At 65.1% G+C, this 20697-nt stretch carries 23 protein-coding genes and 1 pseudogene; 13 read left to right on the top strand and 11 right to left on the bottom strand.

Annotated features, from left to right (window positions below):
* Position 1: 1 nt before the first annotated feature.
* From GJ631_RS08485 to GJ631_RS08475, 3 genes are all read right to left on the bottom strand, one after another.
* Positions 2-742, bottom strand: a complete 741-nt coding sequence (locus tag GJ631_RS08485) for an endonuclease V (RefSeq protein ID WP_156708740.1) — start codon at positions 740-742, stop codon at positions 2-4.
* Positions 739-1632, bottom strand: coding sequence for a rhomboid family intramembrane serine protease (locus GJ631_RS08480; RefSeq protein ID WP_156708739.1), 894 nt, complete (start codon positions 1630-1632; stop codon positions 739-741). Before GJ631_RS08480 ends, GJ631_RS08485 begins: the two co-directional genes overlap by 4 nt.
* Before the next feature lie 171 nt (positions 1633-1803).
* Positions 1804-2907, bottom strand: coding sequence for a pyridoxal phosphate-dependent aminotransferase (locus tag GJ631_RS08475; RefSeq protein ID WP_156708738.1), 1104 nt, complete (start codon positions 2905-2907; stop codon positions 1804-1806).
* An 81-nt stretch (positions 2908-2988) separates the two neighbouring features.
* Between GJ631_RS08475 and GJ631_RS08470 the strand changes: the two genes are divergently transcribed.
* Both GJ631_RS08470 and GJ631_RS08465 read left to right on the top strand, forming a co-directional pair.
* The gene (locus tag GJ631_RS08470) at positions 2989-3483 is read left to right on the top strand and encodes a CinA family protein (RefSeq protein ID WP_156708737.1); all 495 of its coding nucleotides are present in this window, start codon (positions 2989-2991) and stop codon (positions 3481-3483) included.
* 32 nt (positions 3484-3515) lie between these two features.
* Positions 3516-4010 (top strand): metal-dependent hydrolase, encoded by a 495-nt coding sequence (locus GJ631_RS08465; RefSeq protein WP_156708736.1) that lies wholly within the window; start codon positions 3516-3518, stop codon positions 4008-4010.
* Here the strand turns inward: GJ631_RS08465 and GJ631_RS08460 are convergent.
* Positions 4007-4762 (bottom strand): PHP-associated domain-containing protein, encoded by a 756-nt coding sequence (locus GJ631_RS08460; RefSeq protein ID WP_156708735.1) that lies wholly within the window; start codon positions 4760-4762, stop codon positions 4007-4009. The genes GJ631_RS08465 and GJ631_RS08460 overlap by 4 nt on opposite strands.
* An 80-nt stretch (positions 4763-4842) precedes the next feature.
* On the opposite strand from GJ631_RS08460, the gene GJ631_RS08455 reads away from it, so the two are divergent.
* Positions 4843-5163: a hypothetical protein gene (locus GJ631_RS08455; protein ID WP_156708734.1), complete on the top strand. Its 321-nt coding sequence runs from the start codon at positions 4843-4845 to the stop codon at positions 5161-5163.
* Between the two features lie 194 nt (positions 5164-5357).
* Positions 5358-6605 (top strand): RNA-guided endonuclease TnpB family protein, encoded by a 1248-nt coding sequence (locus GJ631_RS08450; RefSeq protein ID WP_156708733.1) that lies wholly within the window; start codon positions 5358-5360, stop codon positions 6603-6605.
* 75 nt (positions 6606-6680) lie between these two features.
* Here the strand turns inward: GJ631_RS08450 and GJ631_RS08445 are convergent, their stop codons facing one another.
* The 4 genes and pseudogenes from GJ631_RS08445 to GJ631_RS08435 all read right to left on the bottom strand — a co-directional run bounded on the left by GJ631_RS08445 (position 6681) and on the right by GJ631_RS08435 (position 9973).
* Positions 6681-7121 carry a transcription elongation factor Spt5 gene (locus GJ631_RS08445; protein ID WP_197424917.1) on the bottom strand — a complete coding sequence of 147 codons (441 nt, stop codon included), beginning with the start codon at positions 7119-7121 and terminating at the stop codon, positions 6681-6683.
* Positions 7122-7292: pseudogene (locus GJ631_RS18530) on the bottom strand (protein translocase SEC61 complex subunit gamma); the annotation flags it as partial.
* A gap of 44 nt (positions 7293-7336) precedes the next feature.
* Positions 7337-8509 carry a cell division protein FtsZ gene (gene ftsZ, locus GJ631_RS08440; protein WP_156708731.1) on the bottom strand — a complete coding sequence of 391 codons (1173 nt, stop codon included), beginning with the start codon at positions 8507-8509 and terminating at the stop codon, positions 7337-7339.
* Positions 8510-8647: 138 nt separating this feature from the next.
* On the bottom strand, positions 8648-9973 hold the full coding sequence (locus tag GJ631_RS08435; protein WP_156708730.1) for a D-aminoacyl-tRNA deacylase: 1326 nt from the start codon (positions 9971-9973) through the stop codon (positions 8648-8650).
* Between the two features lie 85 nt (positions 9974-10058).
* Here GJ631_RS08435 and GJ631_RS08430 point away from each other — a divergent pair, with 85 nt between their 5' ends.
* From GJ631_RS08430 to GJ631_RS08405, 6 genes are all read left to right on the top strand, one after another.
* Entirely contained in the window at positions 10059-10535 is a 477-nt protein-coding gene (locus GJ631_RS08430; protein ID WP_197424914.1) for a pyruvoyl-dependent arginine decarboxylase, read from the top strand.
* A gap of 46 nt (positions 10536-10581) precedes the next feature.
* Positions 10582-11376, top strand: a complete 795-nt coding sequence (locus tag GJ631_RS08425) for a shikimate dehydrogenase (RefSeq protein WP_156708728.1) — start codon at positions 10582-10584, stop codon at positions 11374-11376.
* A gap of 73 nt (positions 11377-11449) precedes the next feature.
* Positions 11450-12070 (top strand): helix-hairpin-helix domain-containing protein, encoded by a 621-nt coding sequence (locus tag GJ631_RS19300; RefSeq protein ID WP_156708727.1) that lies wholly within the window; start codon positions 11450-11452, stop codon positions 12068-12070.
* A gap of 50 nt (positions 12071-12120) precedes the next feature.
* Positions 12121-13608 carry an anthranilate synthase component I family protein gene (locus tag GJ631_RS08415; RefSeq protein WP_156708726.1) on the top strand — a complete coding sequence of 496 codons (1488 nt, stop codon included), beginning with the start codon at positions 12121-12123 and terminating at the stop codon, positions 13606-13608.
* The gene (locus tag GJ631_RS08410) at positions 13605-14189 is read left to right on the top strand and encodes an aminodeoxychorismate/anthranilate synthase component II (RefSeq protein ID WP_156708725.1); all 585 of its coding nucleotides are present in this window, start codon (positions 13605-13607) and stop codon (positions 14187-14189) included. The genes GJ631_RS08415 and GJ631_RS08410 overlap by 4 nt, the downstream gene beginning before the upstream one ends.
* Positions 14174-15055, top strand: coding sequence for an aminotransferase class IV (locus GJ631_RS08405; protein WP_156708724.1), 882 nt, complete (start codon positions 14174-14176; stop codon positions 15053-15055). Before GJ631_RS08410 ends, GJ631_RS08405 begins: the two co-directional genes overlap by 16 nt.
* On the opposite strand, the gene GJ631_RS08400 is transcribed toward GJ631_RS08405, so the two are convergent.
* Positions 15042-15452 (bottom strand): Rieske (2Fe-2S) protein, encoded by a 411-nt coding sequence (locus GJ631_RS08400; RefSeq protein ID WP_156708723.1) that lies wholly within the window; start codon positions 15450-15452, stop codon positions 15042-15044. The genes GJ631_RS08405 and GJ631_RS08400 overlap by 14 nt on opposite strands.
* A gap of 122 nt (positions 15453-15574) precedes the next feature.
* On the opposite strand from GJ631_RS08400, the gene GJ631_RS08395 reads away from it, so the two are divergent.
* Entirely contained in the window at positions 15575-16069 is a 495-nt protein-coding gene (locus GJ631_RS08395) for a peroxiredoxin (protein ID WP_156708722.1), read from the top strand.
* 65 nt (positions 16070-16134) lie between these two features.
* Here the strand turns inward: GJ631_RS08395 and GJ631_RS08390 are convergent, their stop codons facing one another.
* Positions 16135-16836, bottom strand: a complete 702-nt coding sequence (locus tag GJ631_RS08390; protein WP_156708721.1) for an AMP-binding protein — start codon at positions 16834-16836, stop codon at positions 16135-16137.
* Positions 16837-17280: 444 nt separating this feature from the next.
* Positions 17281-17928 carry an FAD-dependent oxidoreductase gene (locus tag GJ631_RS08385; protein WP_156708720.1) on the bottom strand — a complete coding sequence of 216 codons (648 nt, stop codon included), beginning with the start codon at positions 17926-17928 and terminating at the stop codon, positions 17281-17283.
* A gap of 188 nt (positions 17929-18116) precedes the next feature.
* Between GJ631_RS08385 and GJ631_RS08380 the strand changes: the two genes are divergently transcribed.
* Both GJ631_RS08380 and GJ631_RS08375 read left to right on the top strand, forming a co-directional pair.
* A complete protein-coding gene (locus tag GJ631_RS08380) occupies positions 18117-19880 on the top strand; it encodes a 2-oxoacid:acceptor oxidoreductase subunit alpha (RefSeq protein ID WP_156708719.1) in 1764 nt (587 codons plus the stop codon).
* A partial coding sequence (locus GJ631_RS08375; protein ID WP_156708718.1) for a 2-oxoacid:ferredoxin oxidoreductase subunit beta occupies positions 19877-20697 on the top strand: 821 nt, incomplete at its 3' end. The genes GJ631_RS08380 and GJ631_RS08375, both read left to right, overlap by 4 nt.

Here is a 20697-nt window from a genome sequence, read left to right as displayed (position 1 = left end):
GTTAGACCGTCTCCTTCAGTTCATCAGCGTAGGCGTCGGCCAACCGCGTCGGTTCGGGGAGTTTGTACGCGCCGCCGCAGGCGGCCACGCAGTCAACAGCCGTCTTCGCCGACAGTCGATGCCCCGAGGAGACGTACAGCGGATTGATGTTCGTCGAATCGGGGTACTGTCGGCTCTGGTAGGCGTAGCCGACCGTCTCGCCGGCTGGCGTGTCCGGCATCGAGTCGTCGGCCTCGATTGCGACGCGGGCGCCCTCGGGCAGCGAGTCGACCGACTGCCGCGGTTCCCCACACAGCAGGTTCTTCGCGACGCCGACGGCGGGGGTGTCGAACAGCACGCCGACGTGGGTGGCGATGCCGGCCTCTCGGAAGTGGATGCGACCGCTTCCGTCGAAGACCAGCAGGTCCGGGTCGACATTGAGGTTCTCCAGTGCTGCGACGATGGGGTCGCCCTCACGGAAGGCGAGCAGGCCGGGAATGTAGGGAATCGACAGCGGCGTGACGGCGCTGGTCCGTTCCACCACCTCGTCGCCGCGCAGGACGACGACCGCCGAGACGGCACGCTCGTCGAGGAACGCCTGGTCGACGCCGGCGACGAGAGCCTCACCGGAGGCGATGTCATCGGGGTCGAAGTCGATGTCGTCCTCGAAGACGGCTGCCTCGGCGATGTCCCGCTGGAGGGCCTCCATTTCCGCACGAGACAGCGACGGGTCGGGGAGGAATCGCTCTTCGACGACGTTCATCGGAGGCCGCCGCCACCGCGACCGGGGCCGATGTTCAACTGTCCCGGGCCGCGTCCAACCTCGTGTTTGATGCGGTTGCCGTACCACAGACCGATGACGAGGCCGGTGAGGTGGGCGAAGTGGGCGACGCCGCTGAGCGGGCCGCCGTCGGCGACGAAGAACACGACCGACCCGATGGCGTAGAGGAACGCGAGCGTCCGCATCGAGACGGGAATGAAGAAGAACAGCAGCACCTTCAGGTCCGGCGAGGTCATCGCAAGGACGCCCAGAAGCGCCATCAGCGCGCCGGACGCGCCGAGGACGGCGACCTGCTCGCTGGTGAGCAGTCCGACGCCGACCTGTCCGAGTCCGGCAGCCATCCCGCTGACGAGAAAGAGGATGGTGAACTTCTTCGAGCCGATTTGTCGCTCGACGATAGGGCCGAAGAAGTACAGCACGATGCCGTTGAACAGAATATGTGTTGGATTGACTGGGCTGTGTGAGAAGACCGAAATTACCCACGTCCAAACGTATTCCGGGTGTGCAGTTGTCAGGGTGAATATACTCTGGTGAAGCCTCGGTTGAATTGCGATTACGGCTAGTTGTAGAGCGAAGACGACAACGATGATTCCGAGGAACAAATACGAGACGTTGTTCCGGAAGTAGCCCAACGGCCCGCCGGCACCGGTGTCGAGGCCGAGTTTCCCGAGCGCGCTCGAGGCCGTCCCGCCGCTGTCGTTCACCGAGTCGTCGAACCCGCTGTCGAAGACGTTCTGCGGGTCGTTCCAACTCTCCAGGCCGGGGCAGTTGTGGTTCTCCGGGAGCCGGTGTTCGCTGCAGTAGGTCCCACCACAGTGCCGGCAGTTGTACGGCATGTTTACGTGCTTGCCGCACACGTCGCAGTTCGCCATTACCCGGGTTAGCCGGTCGGCAGGCAAAGTCGTTTGGATGTTGCCCATTCGACACGGCCGCCCCTGCGAGGGTTTATATGTCGAGACGCAGCCAGACGGCGTGGACGCCGTCGCGCCGAGCGACCGCGGATTCCGGCGGTCCGTGAGTCCGAGTAGCCCGCGAGGGCCGCGTTAGAAGTACTCCGCCAGCCGTCGGGCCGCCTCCTCCGCCCGAGGCGTCACGAGTGCAAAGCGGAGCCACTCCGCGCGTGACTCGCCGAAGGCGTCGCCCGGCATCCCTGCGACGCCCGCCTCGTCGATGAGTCGCTCGACGTTCGACAGCGTGCCCGGGTAGCCGTCGAAGCGCGCCATCACGTAGAAACTCCCACGCGGGCGGGTGTACTCGGCGCCGGCTTCCTCTAAGGCGGCACAGAAGGCGTCGATGCGCTCTTCGAGCATTCGTCTGTTCTGCTCGTAGTACTCCGCTGGCGTCTCCCGGAGCGCCCTCAACACCGCGTACTGGGCGGGTCGAGAACCGGCGACGTTGACGAGCATGTGGCGAGTCCGAACCGCGTCCATCAGCCACTCGGGGAAGACGGCGTAGCCGACGCGGAAGCCCGTAATCGCCATCGACTTCGAGAAGGCGTTGGTGACGACGCTGTTCTCCGACTCGAACTCCAGGACGGAGGCGAAACGTCCCTCGTCGTAGACGAAGTGGTCGTACACCTCGTCGGAGACGAGCAGGGCGTCGTGCTCCTCGGCGATGTCGACCAGTTCGCGTTTCGTCTCCCGGCCGTACACGCCGCCGGTGGGGTTGTTCGGTGAGTTGACGACGATGGCGGCGGTGTCGTCGCTCGCGTTCGCTCGAACCGCTTCCGCGTCGAGGGTTCCGTCGTGGTCGGCGGCGACGTACCGCGGCGTCCCGTCGAGCATCTCGGTTCGTTTGTGGTAGTAGGGGTAGACGGGGTCGGCCAGCAGTACCTCGTCACCGTCCAGTGCCTCTAGCGCGGTCGCCATCGCGAGGTAGTTCGCTTCGCCGGCGCCGTTCGTGATGACGACGCGCTCGACGTCGACACCACGCCGCGCCGCGATTTCCTCACGCAGTTCGGTGAGGCCCTCGCTCGGCGGGTACTGGAAGTCGTCGACCGGCGCGTCGGCGTACTCCCGGAGGCCCTCCCGAAGCGCCTCGGGAGCCTCCCAGTCGGGGTTGCCGGACACCATGTCGACGACATCGCGGTCCGCTTCGGCCGCGTACTCCATGAGATGGAAGAACAGCGGCCGCTCGTAGTCGTCCATACCCCTGCTGTGGACGGCGGCTACGTCGGTTTGTCGCTTTCCACCGCCCGTTTCAAGTCCGCTCGCCGCGAGGAGTCGGGTATGGCAATCGAGGAACGCATCGGAGAGGTTCTCAGGGAGCGCGGCGAGTACGTCGCCACGGCCGAATCCTGTACCGGCGGCCTCATCGGGTCGCTGTTGACCGATGTCCCGGGGTCGAGCGACTACTTCGATAGGTCGGTCGTCACCTACACCTACGACGCGAAACTGGAGGAGTTGGGCGTCCCGCGGGAGATTCTCGACAGCGAAGGGGCGGTCAGCGAACCGGTCGCCGAACAGATGGCCCGCGGCGTCCGCGACGGTGCGGGCGTGACGTGGGGCGTCGCTACCACCGGCATCGCCGGGCCGAGTGGCGGTACCGACGAAAAGCCCGTCGGAACGGTGTATATCGGAATCGCCCACGCTGGCGACTGGGGAACTGGTGAGTCGTGGTGTTCAGTCGAGCGATACGTCTTCGACGGCAGCCGGACGGAAATCAAGCGACAAATCGCCGAACGGGCGCTGGAGGATTTGGCCGACGCCGCCGTCGGCGAGTAGGTTTTTGGTAGCCGAGAGAGACCTATCCGTCGATGGACAAAGAAGGGCACGTCCTGAACGCGATTGCACTCGGCATCGGTCTCGGCTTCATTCTTGAACCGTCCGGGACGATGGAGACGGCACGAACCGTTTTCGCGGTTACAGTCCCGCTATCGCTCGGGGCGCTGTTTCCCGACGTGGACACGGCGTTCGGCAAGCACCGCAAGACACTCCACAACCTCCCCGTACTGTTCGTGTTCCTCGCCTTTCCGGTGGTGTTCGGCAATCTCCAGTACGTCTGGGTCGGTGTTCTCACCCACTACGTCCTCGACATCGTCGGCAGTAAACGCGGTGTCGCGCTGTTCTACCCGCTTTTGAGCGACGAGTACGGCTTCCCAACCGGCGTCACCACCTCCAGTAAGTTCGCCAACGTCGTCACGCTCGTGATTACGGGGCTGGAACTCGCCGTGGCCGCCGCGGTCATCCACGTCCTTCCGCAGTACGTCGACCTGCCGACGGCCGCCGAAATCACGAACGCCGTACTCTAATAGACGCTCACGCCGTCGAAGCGACCCCCGTAGGCGATGTGGTCCGGGTGTGTCGGTTCCGTCCCGGAGAGGAACAGTCGGTCGACTTTCTCCCAGGTGTTCTCGTAGAACAGATGGAGGAACTCCGCGCCACACCGGAGTCGGTGTTCGACGCCGTCCCGATGAAACACCTTCCGTGGTGCCCCGTCCCGAAACGCCTCGGTGAGTTCCGCGGCGGTGTCGAAGGACTCCTCGAAGGCCGTCCACACCTCGCCGACGGTCCCCGGGAGATGGGCGTACGACGACCCGAACGGTGGCAGGTCGAACTCACGCTGTAACTCCCGTGCGCGTTCGTTGTGGTGTTGCCAGTGTTTCGGGTTGTACAGCTCGATGCCGTGTATCTGCTCGGCGTGGGCACGGAGGTCGTGTGACTCCAGACTCACCGTCGCGAACTCGGGGTGGGGTGCGAGGACGGCCGCGTCCTGCCGGTCGAACTCGGCCATCGCGCCCTCGAGGCTGATGAAATCCGGGACGGGGTCGGAGAGCCCGACCGCGAGGACGTGTTTTCGGTTCCGCCAGTCGCCGGTGAACACCTCGCGGGCGGGAACGACGAGCAGTTCGTCGTCGGTGAACCGCTCGGCGCGAGCCTCGATGTCGGGGAGTCGCTTGAAGTGCGGCGCGTACACGATGGCGTCGAGACCCCGTCGTTTCGCGCGCTCGGCGACCTGCTCGTCGAGCACCTTCACGTGGGCGTCGACGCGGAACTCGTCCATACGCCGGCTATCGACGCGGTGCCGTTAGCGGTTCCGATTCGGCGCGAACGCTTTTAGGGCACCGTACCGAGTCCCCGCCTATGTGGGAGTGTGACATCGCTGGCTGTGGGTTCGAAGACGAGACCGTAGAGGAGTTGCTCGTCCATCAGGCGACGGCCCACGACCGCCACCAGTGTGCCGTCTGCGGTACCGTCGTCCCCGACGGATATTTCGGGATTCGACACGCCTTCTCGGAGCACTCGCGGGCGGAGTACCTCCGCCACTACGACGCCGATACCGACGACATCCGCCGCCGGGAGCGAGTGCTCTCGACGGTCGAGGACGAAGCCGATATCGAAACGGTCGTCCAGCGGCTTGGCCTCGACGCCGACGCGAGCTCGGACGTGGGAACCGACGAGTAACGTCCTGTCCGCTGATTGTTGCCGGAGAATAGCGAGTACGGTTTCAGCACTTTCGAGGTGGAGCCCCCAACCTCAAGGAGCGAACGGAGTGAGCGAGTAGGTCGGGGAGGAAACCGACATGGTACGACACAACCGCCACACTATGACCGTTCGACCCCCAAGTCTATAAGTACCGTCGGGTGTTCTCTGAAAACATGGGTGTGCGTCGAACCGCCGTCGTGAAAATCGCCGTTTCCGACGAGCAACGCGACGCACTCCACCGAACCGCCGAGCAATACCTGTACTGCGCGAACCGAACCGCCGACTACTGTTGGTCCGACACCTCCTATACCGAGTGTAAGACCAACAAACGAGAGGTCCGTGACGCGCTCTACTCCGAACTTCGAGAGGAGACAGACCTACAGGCCCAACTTGTCCAAGCCGCTATCAAACGCGCTGTCGAAGCTGTCAAAGCGTGTGTCGAACGGTGGAAAAAGGGACAGCGCGTCTCTCAACCGACGTTCACCGCCGAAACGATGGACTACGACACGCGGAGCGCGACCTTCTACCGGAACAAGGTGTCGCTGGCAACTGTTGAGGGCCGAGTCGAACCGTCGTTCGTTCTCCCGGCAGACAGTCCGACGCCCTACGAGCGGTACGTACTCTCCGAGAACTACGAGTTCCGCGAGAGTACGCTTCGGTACGACGTGGCCACTGACGAGTTCTACCTCAACCTTTCGACGCGGCGAACAGACGGTGACGATGAGGTTTCGGAAGACACCGGGCACCCCGACCAAACGGTCCTCGGTATCGACCTCGGCGTCAATAGCCTCGCTGTGTCCTCAACCGGCACGTTTTGGCAGGGGGACGACTACGACCACTGGTGTCGTGAGTTCGAGAAGCGACGTGGCGAGATGCAACGGCGCGGCACGCAGGCCGCACACAAGGCCCTGCTTCGCCTCGGGAAGCGTGAAGAAGCCTGGCGCAAACAATACATCCACACGGTCGCCAACGAACTCGTCGAGGAAGCCCTCACTCACGACTGCGACGTGATTGCGTTCGAGGATTTAACCGACATTCGAGAGCGGCTTCCACACGCAAAGTGGCACCACGTCTGGGCGTTCCGACGCCTGCTTGAGTACGTCTCCTACAAAGCCCCTGAACAGGAGGTCTCCGTGGAACAGGTCGAGCCGAACCACACATCCCAACGCTGTTCTCGAACGGACTGTGGGTTCACACACGAGAATAACCGCCACGGAGAACACTTTGAGTGCCAGAAGTGTGGGTATGAGGTGAACGCGGACTACAACGGTGCGAAAAATATCGGGCTACGGTACGCTCGAAAGCAGACACACAGACTCCGTTCCTCGCCCAAGCCGGGGAGCGGAGACGCAGAAGTAGACCTGCGTATAAATGGTGGGACGTTGAACGGCGAGAATCACCAGCCGATTGCTGGCGATTGATTGCTGGGAGTCCACATCAAAACCCCACCCTCAAGGACCGAGGCGCGGAGCGCCGAGGGAGTAGGGTGGGGTAGTTTACCGCTCTTCGCTGTCGAGAACGCGAATCTGGTCGCCGCGGACCGTGACCGGAATCGGAACCGTCGCCTCGTACAGTTCGACGGTGACCTGGTCTTTCCCCTCGTCGATGCGCTGGACCTGTGCTTTCTCGCCTTTGAACGGGCCGGCGATGAGTTCGACGATGTCGCCTTCCGCGATGCCTTCGACGTCCGGCTTCGGGCTCAGGAAGTGTTCGACCTCGGTAATCGAGGATTCGCCGGGGACCAGATTGCGGGCGTGAGGAATGTCTTCGAGTGCTCGCTCGATGGCAGCCGGTCCGTCGGCTTCGACCATCACGTAGCTGGTCAGCGAGTCCGGCGCGAGGGCGGCGTGGATATCGGGCTCCTCGCGGCTGATAATCATGTCAGCGACCGTCCGCTCCTGGCTCGCGGTGGTCTTGACTGCGTAAACCGACGACATCAGGGCTCCGGGAACGAACGTCATAATCGCGAAGATGGCGAAGCCGATGAAGCCCACGAGCAGGATGCCGATGCCGGCGATGGTGGACACCTTCGAGAACTCGTCCCACGACGGCGTGCTCGCGAGTTTGAGCACCCGAACGTACGACGAGAGGTCTTTCGGCGTGTTCATGTCCTCCCGTTCCTGCTCAGGGGTTTTCTACCTGTTGGTTGTCGCTACTCGACGTAGTCGATGTCGTCGCCGCCCTCCGCCATCGCGCGCTCGGCTTCGGCCTCGCTCTTGCCGTAAATCTGGGGGCTTTCGACACCTGTCACGACGATCATCGTCTCCATCTTGCCGTCGAACTCGGGATTGACGGAGGCGCCCCAGATGATACGTGCGTCGGGGTCGATGCGGTCGTAAATCTCCTCGACGACGCCCTCGGCCTCCTCGATGGACATGTCGGGACCACCGACGACGTTGACGAGGGCGCTGTTGGCGCCGTCGAACTCCACGTCGAGCAGCGGCGACCGGAGCGCCGACCGGATGGAGTCTTGGGCTTTGTTCTCCGAGTCGCTCTCGCCCAGTCCAATCATGGCGACGCCGCCGTTCTCCATGATGGTCTTCACGTCGGCGAAGTCGACGTTGACGAGTCCGGGCTTGGTGATGAGCTCGGTCATCCCCTTGACGCTGCGCATCAGGACGCGGTCACAGATTTTGAAGGCGTCCTGCAACGGCATGTTCGGCGCGTAATCGAGCAGTCGGTCGTTCGGGATGACGATGACGGTGTCGGCGACGGCACGGAGCCGTTCGAGGCCGGCATCGGCGTTGGCTCGCCGGCGTTCTCCTTCCGCGGTGAACGGAATCGTCACGATGGCGATGGTGAGCGCGCCCTTCTCTTGGGCGGCCTGTGCGACGACCGGTGCGGAACCGGTGCCGGTGCCACCGCCGAGGCCGGCGGTGATGAACACCATATCCGAACCGTCGATGGACTTCGTGATGTCCTCGATGTCCTCTTGGGCGGCCTCTTCGCCGATTTTCGGGACGCTACCGGCGCCGCGACCGCCGGTTCGCTGGCGGCCGATGAGGATTTTCTCGTCGGCTTCGACCTCGGTCGCGAGGTGTTGGGCGTCGGTGTTGGCGGCGACCAGTTTTGCGCCGTGGATGCCGGCCTCGGACATCCGGGTGACGGTGTTGCCGCCGGCGCCGCCGCAGCCGACGACGGTAATCTTCGTTTCGAGGTCCTTGACGACGCTCGCCAGTTCCTCGTCGGTCATCGTTCCCGACCCTTTCACGTCGGCGTCGGTCTCGGCTCCGGTCCCGTTGGAACCGGCCGACGCCGGCTCCCCAGCCGGCGCCTCCCCATCCTCTTCGGCTTCGCCGATAGCGTCCTCGATAATCGAGTCCATTATGCCTGCCGCTGTTGCGCACGCGGATAAAGTATCTTTCCCCGATGTCTGACGCCCGTCGCACGAAATCGACCGATGTTCGGCCTCATGACTCGGTTCAGCCGATAAACCAGTAGCGACGATATAAAACCGGTCGGGTCAGAACTCGAAGCGCTGCTCTCGCGCGCGCCGAACGTCGGCCGGTTCGACCGTCTCGCCGTCGGCTTCGACGCTTTCGCCCGACGAGAGCCGTCCGAACGCCGGCCCTTCCTCGATACCGGCGTCCCGGGCGAGTTCGGGGTCGAACACCGCCCGCGCGGCGAACACCTCGCCGTCGCGTACCTCGACGGTGTCGTACTTCGATTCGAGGACGGCCGCGAGGGACTCGACGATGTTTCGGTAACTGCCGGTTTCGGGCAACGCCACCGGGCCGCCGACGAGTGAGGCCCCCTCCAGCGTCTCGTAGGCGAGTGCGCGCTCGGAGACGGCCTCCAGAACGGCCTCGCGGTCGACGCCGTTGGCCTCCTCGAGCAGTTCTTCGGGGAGTTCCTCGAGGACGTACTCGCCGTCGTAATCGATGGCGGGGGAACCGAACCGGAGGCCATCGTCGATGGCGGTGAGGTCACGCTCCAGTTCTTCGACGAGTTCGAGGGGAACGCCTGTCGTCTCCCGGAGCCACGTCTCTGACACCGAAAGGAAGCCGAGGTCGTCGATGACAGCTTCCAACTCGGGGTGGTCACCGTCGAGGAGCGCGAACTCGGTGCCGCTGGCCCGGAACGCCTTCGCGATGACCGCCTTCGCTTCGCCGGGGTCACCCATGTCGTCGAGCGACCAGTCGGCGGCGATGTGACCGACCGCCCAGTCGGTTTCGGTCAGTATCCGGTCGAACCGGGGTGCGTAGTGGCCGCCGCCGAACCCGACGACGGTTCGTTCGGTTGCGGGGTCGACGCCCCGGAGGTCGAGGATGGCTTCGGCGACGGCCTCGGCGCCGGCCGGGTCGGCCCACTCGTCTTCACCGCTACCCAACTCCACGAACAGCGACGGACAGCCGACGAGACTCGGGCCGTGGTGGGTGCACTCGATACCCACATCGTAGCCCTCGGGGGCGTACTCCGCGAACGACTCACGGACGTGTTTGAGCGCGTTCGGCGCGGCTCGGGCGAGCGAGCCTTCTCCCCCGCCGTACTCGGCGGGGCCGAAGTTACCGGTCGCGTGTGCGGTCAGCAGCGGCCCGGTGTCCCCGGAGTGTCGCGAGGCGAAGACGAGCATGTCGGGGTCGTCGAACGCCGCCGCAGCGCCGTCGAGGTACAGATGGAGGTCCTCGAACGTGCGGAGTTCGGCGCCGTCGGTGCGGTAGTAGGTCCCGCCACCTTTCCCCTCGGAACGGCTTTCGTCTTCGTGTTCGGTCCACTCCTCGCGGTCCAGCAATCGTTCACCGATGTGTTCGGAAGCGCTGTCGGCCCGGGAGACGACGACTGCGAGCATGGGCGGGCTTGGTGACGACCCGGATAAAGGCCGTCGGTGTACTCGATGGGAGGGCCTAAGACCGTTCGCCGACGACGGATTCACAATGGAAATCGATGTCGTCTGGGGGGCCGCCGAGGCCCCGACGGAGTTGAGTGCCTTCGACGCGGCATTGGCCGAAGCCGGCGTCCACAACTACAACCTCCTGCAGTTGTCCTCGGTCGTCCCCGCCGACGCGACGGTCGTCGAGGCGGGTCGGCACGAACAGTCCGCACCGACTGGAACGCCCGTCTCGGTCGTCCTCGCCGAGCGGTCGAGTTCGACCGACGGCGAGACGTTGGCGGCCGGTCTCGGGTGGGCCACTTCGCCCAGCGGCGGCGTGTTCATGGAAGCCACCGGCGACTCCGAAACCGAGGTCCGAGCGGAACTCAGGGCGTCGTTGGCGGGGGCGAAAGAACTCCGGGAGTGGGACTGGCGCGAGGAGACGCTGTGTGTCCGGGGACACACCGTCGAGGACACCGGTTCGGTCGTCGTCGCGGCCGTCTACCCCGGCTTCCGCGTGCCGTGGATTCACGACGAGTGAGGTGTCGAACGGACACGCTTGTATGGGTCCGCCGCGAGGCGGTGGTATGGACGTGTTCGGTCTCATCGGAAACCCGGTCGGTCACTCGCTGTCGCCGCCGATGCACGAGGCGGCCTACGACGCCCTGGAGATGGACGCTCGCTACGTGACGTTCGAGCCATCACGCGATTCGCTGGGTCTCGCCCTCGACGGCGCCAGCGCGCTCGGCGTTCGCGGACTCAACGTCACCATCCCGTTCAAAGAGAACGTGCTGGCGCTCGTCGACCCGGACCCGCTGGCCGAGCGCATCGGCGCAGTGAACACCGTCGACTTCTCGGGGGAGCCGACGGGGCACAACACCGATGCCGCCGGTGTCACCCGGGCCTTCGAGCACCACGACGTGTCGCTTTCGGGAACCGCGGTTGTCGTCGGTGCCGGCGGTGCGGGGCGGGCGGCCGCCTTCGCCCTCGCCGACGAGGGGGTGGACGTTCACATCGCCAATCGAACCGTCTCGCGCGCGGAGACGCTCGCCGACGCGGTGCCGAACGCGAGCGCTCACGGTCTCGACAAACTCGACTCGTTGCTCGCCGATGCCGACGTACTGGTCAACGCGACGAGCGTCGGGATGGAGTCCGACGAGACACCGGTTCCGAAGGCGGCGCTCCACGCCGACCTCGCGGTGCTGGATGCCGTCTACGACCCCATCGAGACGCGACTGCTTCGGGAGGCGTCCGCGGTTGGCGCGAGGACTATCGACGGGGCCTGGATGCTGCTGTTTCAGGGCGTCGAGGCGTTCGAGTTGTGGACCGACCGGGATGCACCGGTCGATGTCATGAACGAAGCACTGAGAGCGTCGCTCTGAACCGAAACGGCGACATCGCGGTGTTTGCGGGAGTCGGCGGGGTTTAAGTACTGTCCAACACGTATTTTCGTACATGCCAATCACCAAACTCATTCGGACCATGCTGGGCCTCGGCTCCAGCGACTCCACCGAGGAGGAGTCCACCGAGACGACGAACGTGACCGTCGAACACGAACCGGAGGAGGAACCGGAACCGGAACCGGAGCCGGACGCCGACAACGAAGCAGCGGTGAAAGGAACCGACGAGCAAGCAGCCGAAGCCGACGAGGAACCGGCCGAAGCGGAGACCGACGACGCGGACGAATCGGTCGACCAAGGTAGCGACGACGCCGTTGCGGCGGGCACGGACGCCAGCGCGTCTACGGGCTCGATGACCGAGGAACCGCCGACCGACGAGGACGTTTCGGCGGAACCAGCCGAAACCGGAACCGATGTGAGCAACCACAGCGGTACGGACACCTCGGCCGCCGAACCGGCCGAGGCGGCCGGCCCGGTCCCCGACGAACCAGAGGGCGGTAGCGTCCCGGTCGAGAACGTCAGCGGTATCGGCCCCGCCTACGCGAACCGACTCAACGACGCCGGCATCGACAGCGTCAACGACCTCCTCGAGGCCGACCCCGAGGAACTCGCCGAGGAGACGGACCTCTCGCCGAAGCGCATCAGCGGCTGGCAGGACAACGCCGCCGACCTCTGAGGCAGGAGCGACCGCAAAACGGTTACCCAACGGGCGCTTTTCTCTCATCGATGCGAGTCGTCACCGACCGGGCCGATTTCGGTTCGACGGCAGCCGACGCCCCGCCGGACGCCCGGGTTCCGGTCGAACTCCGTGTTCGCGTCGCCGACCCTTTCGAGGCGTACCGTCGGGCGCGCAACGGCGACGGCGGCGACGTACTCCTCGAAACTACCGGCGGACAGTCCGGGTGGGGGTACTTCGCGACGGACCCAATCGAGCGGCTCACCGTCTCAGCCGACGCGGTCTCCCCCGAGTCTGCGTCACCGTCACTCGCCGCCCTCGACGGGCTACTTTCCGGGGAGACGCTCGTACGGGGTGCCTGTACCGTGCCGTACCCCTGTGGCGCCTTCGGGTGGCTCTCCTACGACATCGCACGCGAACTGGAGACACTCTCCGACGCCGAGGAGGACCGCGGCTTACCGCGGCTTCAGGTGGCGACGTACGACCGCGTGGCCGCGTGGGAAGAGCCGTGGACGAGCGAGGCTACGCTTCGAGTAACCGCGTGTCCGCGACTCGACGAACACGACGGCGTCGATGCCGCCTACGAGTGGGGACTCGGCCGCGCCCGTGACCTCGTCGCCCGAGCCATCGCCGGCGACCGCTCGGTCGGCCGGCCGCCATCCGAGCGCTCGCGTGCGACGTTCGACTCCGAGTGCACGCGCGAGGCGTTCGCCGAGCGCGTCCGCCGCGTCAAAGAGCACATCCACGAAGGAGACACGTTTCAGGCCAACGTCTCCCAGCGGCTCTCGGCGCCGGCGGCCGTACACCCGGTCGACGCCTACGCCGCGCTCCGGCGAGTGAATCCGGCGCCGTACTCGGCGCTCGTCGAGTTTCCGGGCGTGGACCTCGTCAGCGCGAGTCCCGAACTCCTCCTCGATGTCGAGGGCGACCGACTCTTGACCGAACCCATCGCCGGCACCAGACCGCGCGGGGAGACCCCCGAGGTCGACGCCGAACTCGAAGCCGACCTCCTCGGCGACGAGAAGGAGCGGGCCGAACACGCCATGCTCGTCGACCTCGAACGGAACGACCTCGGAAAGGTCAGCGAGTACGGCAGCGTCGACGTTCGGGAGTACCGCCGCGTCGACCGCTACTCGGAGGTCATGCACCTCGTCAGTCTCGTCGAGGGGCGCCGCCGGGCGGACTGCTCGCTGGCCGACGCCGTCGCGGCCGTCTTCCCCGGCGGAACGATTACCGGCGCGCCGAAACCGCGGACGATGGAGATAATCGATTCGGTCGAACGGAGTTCGCGCGGCCCCTACACCGGTGCCATCGGTGTCTTCGGCTTCGACGACCGCGCGACGCTCAACATCGTCATCCGCACGCTCGTCCGCCACGCCGACCGGTATTACCTCCGCGTGGGCGCCGGTATCGTCCACGACTCCGACCCCGACAGCGAGTACGACGAAACCCTCGACAAGGGTCGCGCCCTCGTCAAGGCCCTCGATGCGGCGCTGGACGAACGAACCACGCTCACCGTGGAGGCGACGGAGCGATGACGGCGCCCACGATTCTCGTCGTCGACAACTACGACTCGTTCGTCTACAACCTCGTCCAGTACGTCGGCACACATGCGGACGTTGTGGTCGAACGCAACGACGCGATAACGGTCGAGGACATCCGACGCTTAGAGCCCGACGGAATCGTCGTCTCGCCGGGGCCCGGTACGCCGTCGGAAGCGGGCGTGTCTGTGCCGATATTCGCGGAACTCTCCTATCCGACACTCGGCGTCTGTCTGGGCCATCAGGCGCTGTGTGCCGCCAACGGCGCCGCGGTCGGCCACGCGCCCGACGTCGTCCACGGGAAACCCTCCTCGGTGACCCACGACGGTCGGGGACTCTTCGAAGCACTCCCCGAGCGATTCGAGGTCGGCCGGTATCACTCCCTCGCCGTCGAGCGTGGTGACATCCCGTCAGTTCTCGAAGAGACGGCCCATACCGACGACGAACGGAGCGTCGTGATGGGTGTCCGCCATCGCGACAAGCCCCACGTCGGCGTGCAGTTTCACCCCGAGAGCATCCTCACCGAGGTCGGTGAGCGCATGATTGCGACGTTCTGTACACGATGCAGTACCACGTAAACGGAACACTACGCGACCGAGACGAGGCGACCGTCAGCGTCGACGACCGCGGATTTCGATACGGAGACGCTGCCTTCGAGACGTGTCGGGCCTACGGCGGCGAGGTATTCGCGTGGGACCGCCACGTCGAACGGCTCCATCGAACCTGCGAGACGCTCGGGATGGCCGATGCCGTCCCCGACGACCTCGCGGTTCGCGTCGCCGAGACGCTGGACGCCAACGACTTCGCGGACGCCTACGTTCGCGTCTCGGTGAGCAGGGGGGTCCAACCCGGGAAACTGACGCCGGACGAAGACGTCGACCCCACGGTCGTCGTGTACGTGAAACCGCTCCCGCGCGGGGGCGTCGACGGCCAGCGCGTCTGGGACGATTCCGCCGTCGTTCAGTCGGTGCAGACGCGGCGAATCCCCGACAGTGCGGTGCCGTCCGACGCCAAGACCCACAACTACCTCAACGGCATTCTCGCTCGCCTTGAACTCCGGCGGGCATCCAACGAGGGGTACCGACCGGTCGAGGCGCTGATGCGGGACATGAACGGCCACGTCGCGGAGGGGGCGACGAGCAACCTGTTTTTCGTCGACGACGGCGTGCTGAAGACGCCCGAAACGGGGTCGATTCTCCCCGGCATCACTCGAGAGGTGGTCATCGAACTCGCCGAATCCGAGGACTTCCCGGTTCGGACGGGGCGATACACGCCGGACGACGTGCGGAACGCCGACGAGGCGTTCCTGACGAACTCGACGTGGGAACTCCGGCCGATTGCGACGCTCGATGGCATCGAAATCGGCGGTGGACCGCTGACGACGCTGCTTCAGCGACTGTACGACGAGCGGGTCGAAACGCGCTGTTACGCTAATTCCCGCTGAAGCCGATACGTCCGGAGGAGAGGTCGCGGTCGCTCTTGGGACCGACGTGGTCGAACTCGTAGTGGTCTTCGGCGAGATACACGCCACCGTCACGAACTTCGACGTCGACCTCTTCGAGATACGACCCCTCGCAGGGGCCGTACGTGCAGTGTCCGGAATCGGGTTCGAACGTCGCGCCGTGACGCGTACAGACGACTTCGCCGTCGCGGAACTCCGCGCCGCTTCCCTTGTCGAGTCGCACGTCGGTCCAGTGGGGACAGAAGTTCCGCCACGCGGCGATGTCGCCGTTCAGTCGAACGAGAACGACCTCCTTCTCGTCGAAGCCCTCCCGAACCGTAAACAGAAGCGTCGAGTCCTCGGGAACCTCCTCGATGTCGGCGATGCGCTCCTCGGCCATATCCGGGCCACGACCCGGGCCGGTTCAAGCCTTCCGACTGCCGGCGACCGCACTCCGGTTTTCCGCGACGCTCACACGAGCGCGCGAACGACAAGTCCTCCCTGTTCGGATGGTTTCAATGGATGAACACGTCAGCACACGATTTCGAACTGGAGAACGCCGCCTCCGGCCCCGACCGATTCCAGTTCTCGGAGGCCGCCACCGATTCGGACACCGACAGTATCGTCCTCCTGTTCCAGCGGGACTACCACTGCACGAAGTGTCGACAGCAGGTCCAAGACGTCGCCGCTCGGTACGAAGCGTTCCGGGAGGCGAACGCTGCGGTCGTCGCGGTGTTGCCCGAACCCGCCGACCGCGCTGCGGAGTGGCACCGCCAATACGACCTGCCGTTTTCGCTCTTGGCGGACCCCTCGAAGGCCGTTAGCGACGAGTACGACCAACCGACCCGATTCGGTGCGCTCGGGTCGCTTCACGACCTCGTCGGGCGGATGCCGCTTGCGGTCGTCTTCGATACGACGGACGGCGAACCCACCGTGGCGAAAACGTACGAAGGAAAGACGCCGGGAGACAGGCCAACTGTCGACGAGTTTCTTGGTGACGTCCGCGACATCGACTGAGACGAACGATGGCCTAAACATCGACGCCATGTCGCCTAACGCTGGATTTCCACGACTGCCAGCAGTCAGCCCAACAGCGTCTCGACGGCGATGTCGCTGTTCGGTCCGCCGACGACGAGGTCTCCCTCTGCTCCCGGGCCGACGACGACGGTTCCGCCAGCCACGATGGGTGCGACCAACCCCGCGGCGACGACGCCCGGGGCGGTGAACGACCCCCGAACCGCGACCGTCGTGTCGGAGGCGACTCCGTGGTCGTCGACCACTTCGGTTGCGGCCCCGAGAACGTCGCCGTGGCTGTACGTCGCCTCGGAGGCCGCCAGCAACGGGTCCGACGGCGTGATGTGGTCCGGCGGTTCCGTCGGGTTCTCGCTCCACACGTCGCGCTCGAAGTACGAGACCGTGGGGTCATCGGGTTGACTGCCGTAGGCGACTTGTTTCGTGGAGGGTCCGGCGTCGTACTCGCCGAGGTCCGCTACAGGGACGACGAGCGCGCGCGTGTCGTCGCCGACCGATTCCGCCGGGCCGAACCGAACGACGCCTCCGAGCAACGCGGCACCGTAAAACGTCAACACCGGTTCCGGAATCGGGTCGTCAGCGATGGCGACGCCCGCCCCGCTCCGGACGCCGAGGTGTCGGAGGAAGTTCCCCACTTTCCACGCGCTCGTACAGAACCGTCGGTAGTCGTAGGCTCGGCCGACCGCGGGCGCCCGGAGCGCGATGTCGGAGGTGCGGCGCTGTCGGTCGATTGCGTCCCCGAGTACGTCCATACTCCGACTACGGACGCCGGGTGTTTATACTCCGCTGGGACGGCGCCGAGGCCATGGACGCACAACAACGAGTCGCGGCGTTCCTCGACGACACCGAACGTGCCAGCAGTGGCGAGTAGGTAGCGAACAGGCGGCGTTCAGTGGGAGTAGCACCCCTAATCCGACGGCCAGCCGCACGGTAGCCGAACGGCCGTCGGTGGCTGGTCAGCGCATACGGCGGATGGTCTCGTTTTGATATATGAATGCTCGGACGAGCTGGTGGTTCGAACTTCGGCCAGTAGAGCATCCGCGAGCGCCGCAGGCGCGAGCGGTTCCGCCGCGCCGACCGGAGGGAGGCGCGGGACCAAGGGCCGACCAGCGGGAGGCCCGCAGTGTCTTTTTCATCGACGTTTTTGCCGCCCGCTCGCGCCGCGAGCGGGCGTGCAAAAAGGTCGGCGTAGAGGTTCACCCGAAGTTCTCTGCCTTCGCCGCGTCGGCATCGCCGCCGGCGGCCTCGATTGCGGCGGTGGCGTCCTTGAGGAAGTCGGCGAAGCCGTAGACGAACACCTGCTCGCCGTCGGCGTTCGTCAGCACGTCCGCGACGGCGTCGGTGAGCGATTCGTCTTCGGAGAGGACGAACACCGACGCTCCGGCGTTGGCGATGTTCGAGAGGCGCTCCTCGTGAAGCGGAGTGTCGTCGCGGTAGACGATTGCGGCCTCGTTGCCCTCGGCGAGTGCGCGCTCGGCGATGGCGACGGCGGGACCGATACCGGGGCCGCCGGCGAGGACGATTGCTCGATGCTCGCCTTCGTAATAGTCGTCGCCGAAGGGGCCGGTAATCGTCACGGTGTCGCCGGCCTCGAGGTTCAGGAGGTACTCGCTGAACGCGCCGCCCTCCTCGGGGTCGTAGCTGATAGTGAACTCGAAGGTGTCGTCGGTGTCCGGCGAGGAGACGGTGTAGAACCGCGATTCGTCTTTGCCGCCGACGGTGGCGGTGAGTTTGACGAACTGTCCCGGTTCGGCGTCGAACGCCGGCGGGGTGTCGAGGTCGATGGCGACTGCGTCGGGGCCGACGTCGCGGACGGCAGCGACGGTCGTCTCGATGGGGTCCATGTACGGTATGGGCTTCCCCGCCGGCAAGGCGCTTTCGAAGCCGTCTCCGGAAATCCGATATAAACGCGTGTGAAGTTTTCCCTCGGTAGTCGTTGAAAGTCGCTTTCGAGGGCTGTAATCCGGAAAACCGCTCAACTGCGGCAATATTCAGAAGGCTTAACGTCCGCCGCGCAGAACCCCGATGTAGTATGCCAGAGGACCTCAACTGGGCCGTCGGCGGTGAAGCCGGCGACGGGATCGACTCGACCGGGAAGATCTTTGCCCAGGCGCTCTCACGTGCGGGGCGCCACGTCTTTACCTCGAAGGACTTCGCCTCACGAATCCGTGGCGGATACACGGCGTATAAGGTACGGACGTCGGTCGACCGCGTCGAGAGTGTCGTCGACAGACTCGATATCCTGATTGCGCTGACAGAGCGAACCGTCAACGAAAACCTCGACGAACTCCACGAGGACTCCGTCATCATCTACGACGGCGAGCGGACGATGATGAAGGACTTCGAGGCCCCCGGCGAGATGACGGGGCTCGACGTGCCGCTGAAGCGCCTCGCCGAGGACGCCGGTGGCGCCATCATGCGCAACATCGTTGCACTCGGTGCCGCGTGTGAAGTTACTGGATTCAACATCGAGTACCTCGACGAGTCGCTGGAGAAGCGCTTCGGTGGGAAAGGCGAGGCCATCGTCGAGAACAACAAGAAGGCCGCCCGCCTCGGCGCGGAGTTCGTCCAAGAGGAGACGGACCTCTCGACTGACGATGACCTCGAGACGACGGACAACGACTACGTCCTCCTGAACGGCGACGAAGCCATCGGGATGGGCGCTCTCGCCGGCGGCTGTCGGTTCTACGCCGGCTACCCAATCACGCCCGCGACGGACGTGATGGAGTATCTGAAGGGCCGCATCGAGGACTACGGTGGCGTCGTCGTTCAGGCCGAAGACGAGCTGTCGGCGGTCAACATGGCGCTCGGCGGTGCGCGTGCGGGCGCCCGTTCGATGACTGCCACTTCCGGACCCGGCATCGACCTGATGACGGAGACGTTCGGACTGGTCGCCACCTCGGAGACGCCGCTGGTCATCTGTAACGTGATGCGGTCGGGTCCCTCGACGGGGATGCCGACCAAACAGGAGCAGGGCGACCTCAACCAGATGCTGTACGGCGGCCACGGCGAGGTGCCGCGGTTCGTGCTGGCGCCGACGACGATTTCGGAGTGTTTCCACAAGACCGTCGAGGCGTTCAACCTCGCCGAGAAGTACCAACTCCCCGTCTACCTCACGGCCGACCTCTCGCTTGCGGTCACCGAACAGACCTTCGAACCCGAGACGTTCGACATGGACGAGGTCGAAATCGACCGCGGGAAGGTCGTCGACGAGGAGAACATCGACGAGTGGCAAAACGAGAAAGGGCAGTTCAAGCCCCACGCGCTCACCGACGACGGCATCAGTCCGCGGTCGTTCCCCGGCGTCGAGGGTGGCGCTCACATGTCCACCGGCCTCGAACACGACGAACTGGGCCGACGGACCGAAGACACCGACATGCGCGTCGAGCAGGTCGACAAACGCGACCGCAAGGTCGAAACCGCAATCGAGCGGGAGAACTTCGACTACCGCGAGTTCGGTGACGCCGACGCCGACACGCTCATCGTCTCGTGGGGGTCCAACGAAGGTGCGATGCTGGAAGCGATGGAGTTCCTCGAAGAAGACGGCATCGACGTGCGGTTCATTTCGGTGCCGTACATCTTCCCGCGGCCGGACCTCACCGAGGAGTTCGAGGCCGCAGACGAGGTCATCGTCGTCGAGTGTAACGCGACCGGTCAGTTCGCGGACCTCGTCGAACACGACACGCTCACGCGCGTCGAGCGCATCAACAAGTACAACGGCGTCCGCTTCAAGGCGGACGAACTCGCCGACGAGGTCAAAGCGGCCCTCGGCGAGGCGACGGAGGTGGAAGCATGAGTTCCGAGATTCGATTTACGGATTTCAAATCCGACAAACAGCCCACGTGGTGTCCCGGTTGCGGTGACTTCGGGACGATGAACGGCATGATGAAAGCGCTGGCCGAGACCGGCAACGACCCCGACAACACGTTCGTGGTCGCCGGTATCGGCTGTTCCGGGAAAATCGGGACGTACATGCACTCGTATGCGCTGCACGGCGTCCACGGCCGGGCCCTCCCCGTCGGAACGGGCGTGAAGATGGCCAATCCCGAACTCGAAGTGATGGTCGCCGGCGGCGACGGCGACGGCTACTCCATCGGGGCTGGCCACTTCGTCCACGCGGTCCGCCGGAACGTCGACATGACGTACATCGTTATGGACAACCGGATTTACGGGCTGACGAAGGGGCAGTTCTCGCCGACCTCGCGTGAGGACTTCGAGACCTCGACGTCGCCGGACGGTACGAACCAACAGCCCGTCAACCCCCTCGCACTCGCGCTCGCCGCCGGTGGCACGTTCATCGCGCAGTCGTTCTCCTCGGACAGCCAGCGACACGCCGAAATCGTCCAGAAGGCTATCGAACACGACGGCTTCGGCTTCGTGAACGTTTACTCGCCGTGTGTGACGTTCAACGATGTCGACACCTACGACTACTTCCGCGACGCCATCGTCGACGTGGCCGACGAGGACTTCGACCACGATTCCTCGGACTACGACGCCGCGAAGGACCTCATCATGGACCGCGACAAGGAGTATCAAGGCGTCATCTATCAGGACGACAGCTCCGTCGGCTTCGAGAAGCGCGAGGGCATCGAAGCGCCGATGAACGACATCCC

Source organism: Natronomonas sp. CBA1123 (assembly GCF_009741925.1).
In the GTDB taxonomy this organism is placed as follows: domain Archaea; phylum Halobacteriota; class Halobacteria; order Halobacteriales; family Haloarculaceae; genus Natronomonas.
Note: the sequence above shows the minus strand (reverse complement) of the source record. Positions and strands in the feature narration are given on the sequence as shown.

Bases quoted from the DNA above. Each gene is read 5' to 3' on its own strand.
- GJ631_RS08485 (WP_156708740.1), bottom strand. From the start codon at position 742: ATGAACGTCGTCGAAGAGCGATTCCTCCCCGACCCGTCGCTGTCTCGT.
- GJ631_RS08480 (WP_156708739.1), bottom strand. From the start codon at position 1,632: ATGGCGAACTGCGACGTGTGCGGCAAGCACGTAAACATGCCGTACAAC.
- GJ631_RS08475 (WP_156708738.1), bottom strand. From the start codon at position 2,907: ATGGACGACTACGAGCGGCCGCTGTTCTTCCATCTCATGGAGTACGCG.
- GJ631_RS08470 (WP_156708737.1), top strand. From the start codon at position 2,989: ATGGCAATCGAGGAACGCATCGGAGAGGTTCTCAGGGAGCGCGGCGAG.
- GJ631_RS08465 (WP_156708736.1), top strand. From the start codon at position 3,516: ATGGACAAAGAAGGGCACGTCCTGAACGCGATTGCACTCGGCATCGGT.
- GJ631_RS08460 (WP_156708735.1), bottom strand. From the start codon at position 4,762: ATGGACGAGTTCCGCGTCGACGCCCACGTGAAGGTGCTCGACGAGCAG.
- GJ631_RS08455 (WP_156708734.1), top strand. From the start codon at position 4,843: ATGTGGGAGTGTGACATCGCTGGCTGTGGGTTCGAAGACGAGACCGTA.
- GJ631_RS08450 (WP_156708733.1), top strand. From the start codon at position 5,358: ATGGGTGTGCGTCGAACCGCCGTCGTGAAAATCGCCGTTTCCGACGAG.
- GJ631_RS08445 (WP_197424917.1), bottom strand. From the start codon at position 7,121: ATGTCGTCGGTTTACGCAGTCAAGACCACCGCGAGCCAGGAGCGGACG.
- ftsZ (WP_156708731.1), bottom strand. From the start codon at position 8,509: ATGGACTCGATTATCGAGGACGCTATCGGCGAAGCCGAAGAGGATGGG.
- GJ631_RS08435 (WP_156708730.1), bottom strand. From the start codon at position 9,973: ATGCTCGCAGTCGTCGTCTCCCGGGCCGACAGCGCTTCCGAACACATC.
- GJ631_RS08430 (WP_197424914.1), top strand. From the start codon at position 10,059: ATGGAAATCGATGTCGTCTGGGGGGCCGCCGAGGCCCCGACGGAGTTG.
- GJ631_RS08425 (WP_156708728.1), top strand. From the start codon at position 10,582: ATGGACGTGTTCGGTCTCATCGGAAACCCGGTCGGTCACTCGCTGTCG.
- GJ631_RS19300 (WP_156708727.1), top strand. From the start codon at position 11,450: ATGCCAATCACCAAACTCATTCGGACCATGCTGGGCCTCGGCTCCAGC.
- GJ631_RS08415 (WP_156708726.1), top strand. From the start codon at position 12,121: ATGCGAGTCGTCACCGACCGGGCCGATTTCGGTTCGACGGCAGCCGAC.
- GJ631_RS08410 (WP_156708725.1), top strand. From the start codon at position 13,605: ATGACGGCGCCCACGATTCTCGTCGTCGACAACTACGACTCGTTCGTC.
- GJ631_RS08405 (WP_156708724.1), top strand. From the start codon at position 14,174: ATGCAGTACCACGTAAACGGAACACTACGCGACCGAGACGAGGCGACC.
- GJ631_RS08400 (WP_156708723.1), bottom strand. From the start codon at position 15,452: ATGGCCGAGGAGCGCATCGCCGACATCGAGGAGGTTCCCGAGGACTCG.
- GJ631_RS08395 (WP_156708722.1), top strand. From the start codon at position 15,575: ATGAACACGTCAGCACACGATTTCGAACTGGAGAACGCCGCCTCCGGC.
- GJ631_RS08390 (WP_156708721.1), bottom strand. From the start codon at position 16,836: ATGGACGTACTCGGGGACGCAATCGACCGACAGCGCCGCACCTCCGAC.
- GJ631_RS08385 (WP_156708720.1), bottom strand. From the start codon at position 17,928: ATGGACCCCATCGAGACGACCGTCGCTGCCGTCCGCGACGTCGGCCCC.
- GJ631_RS08380 (WP_156708719.1), top strand. From the start codon at position 18,117: ATGCCAGAGGACCTCAACTGGGCCGTCGGCGGTGAAGCCGGCGACGGG.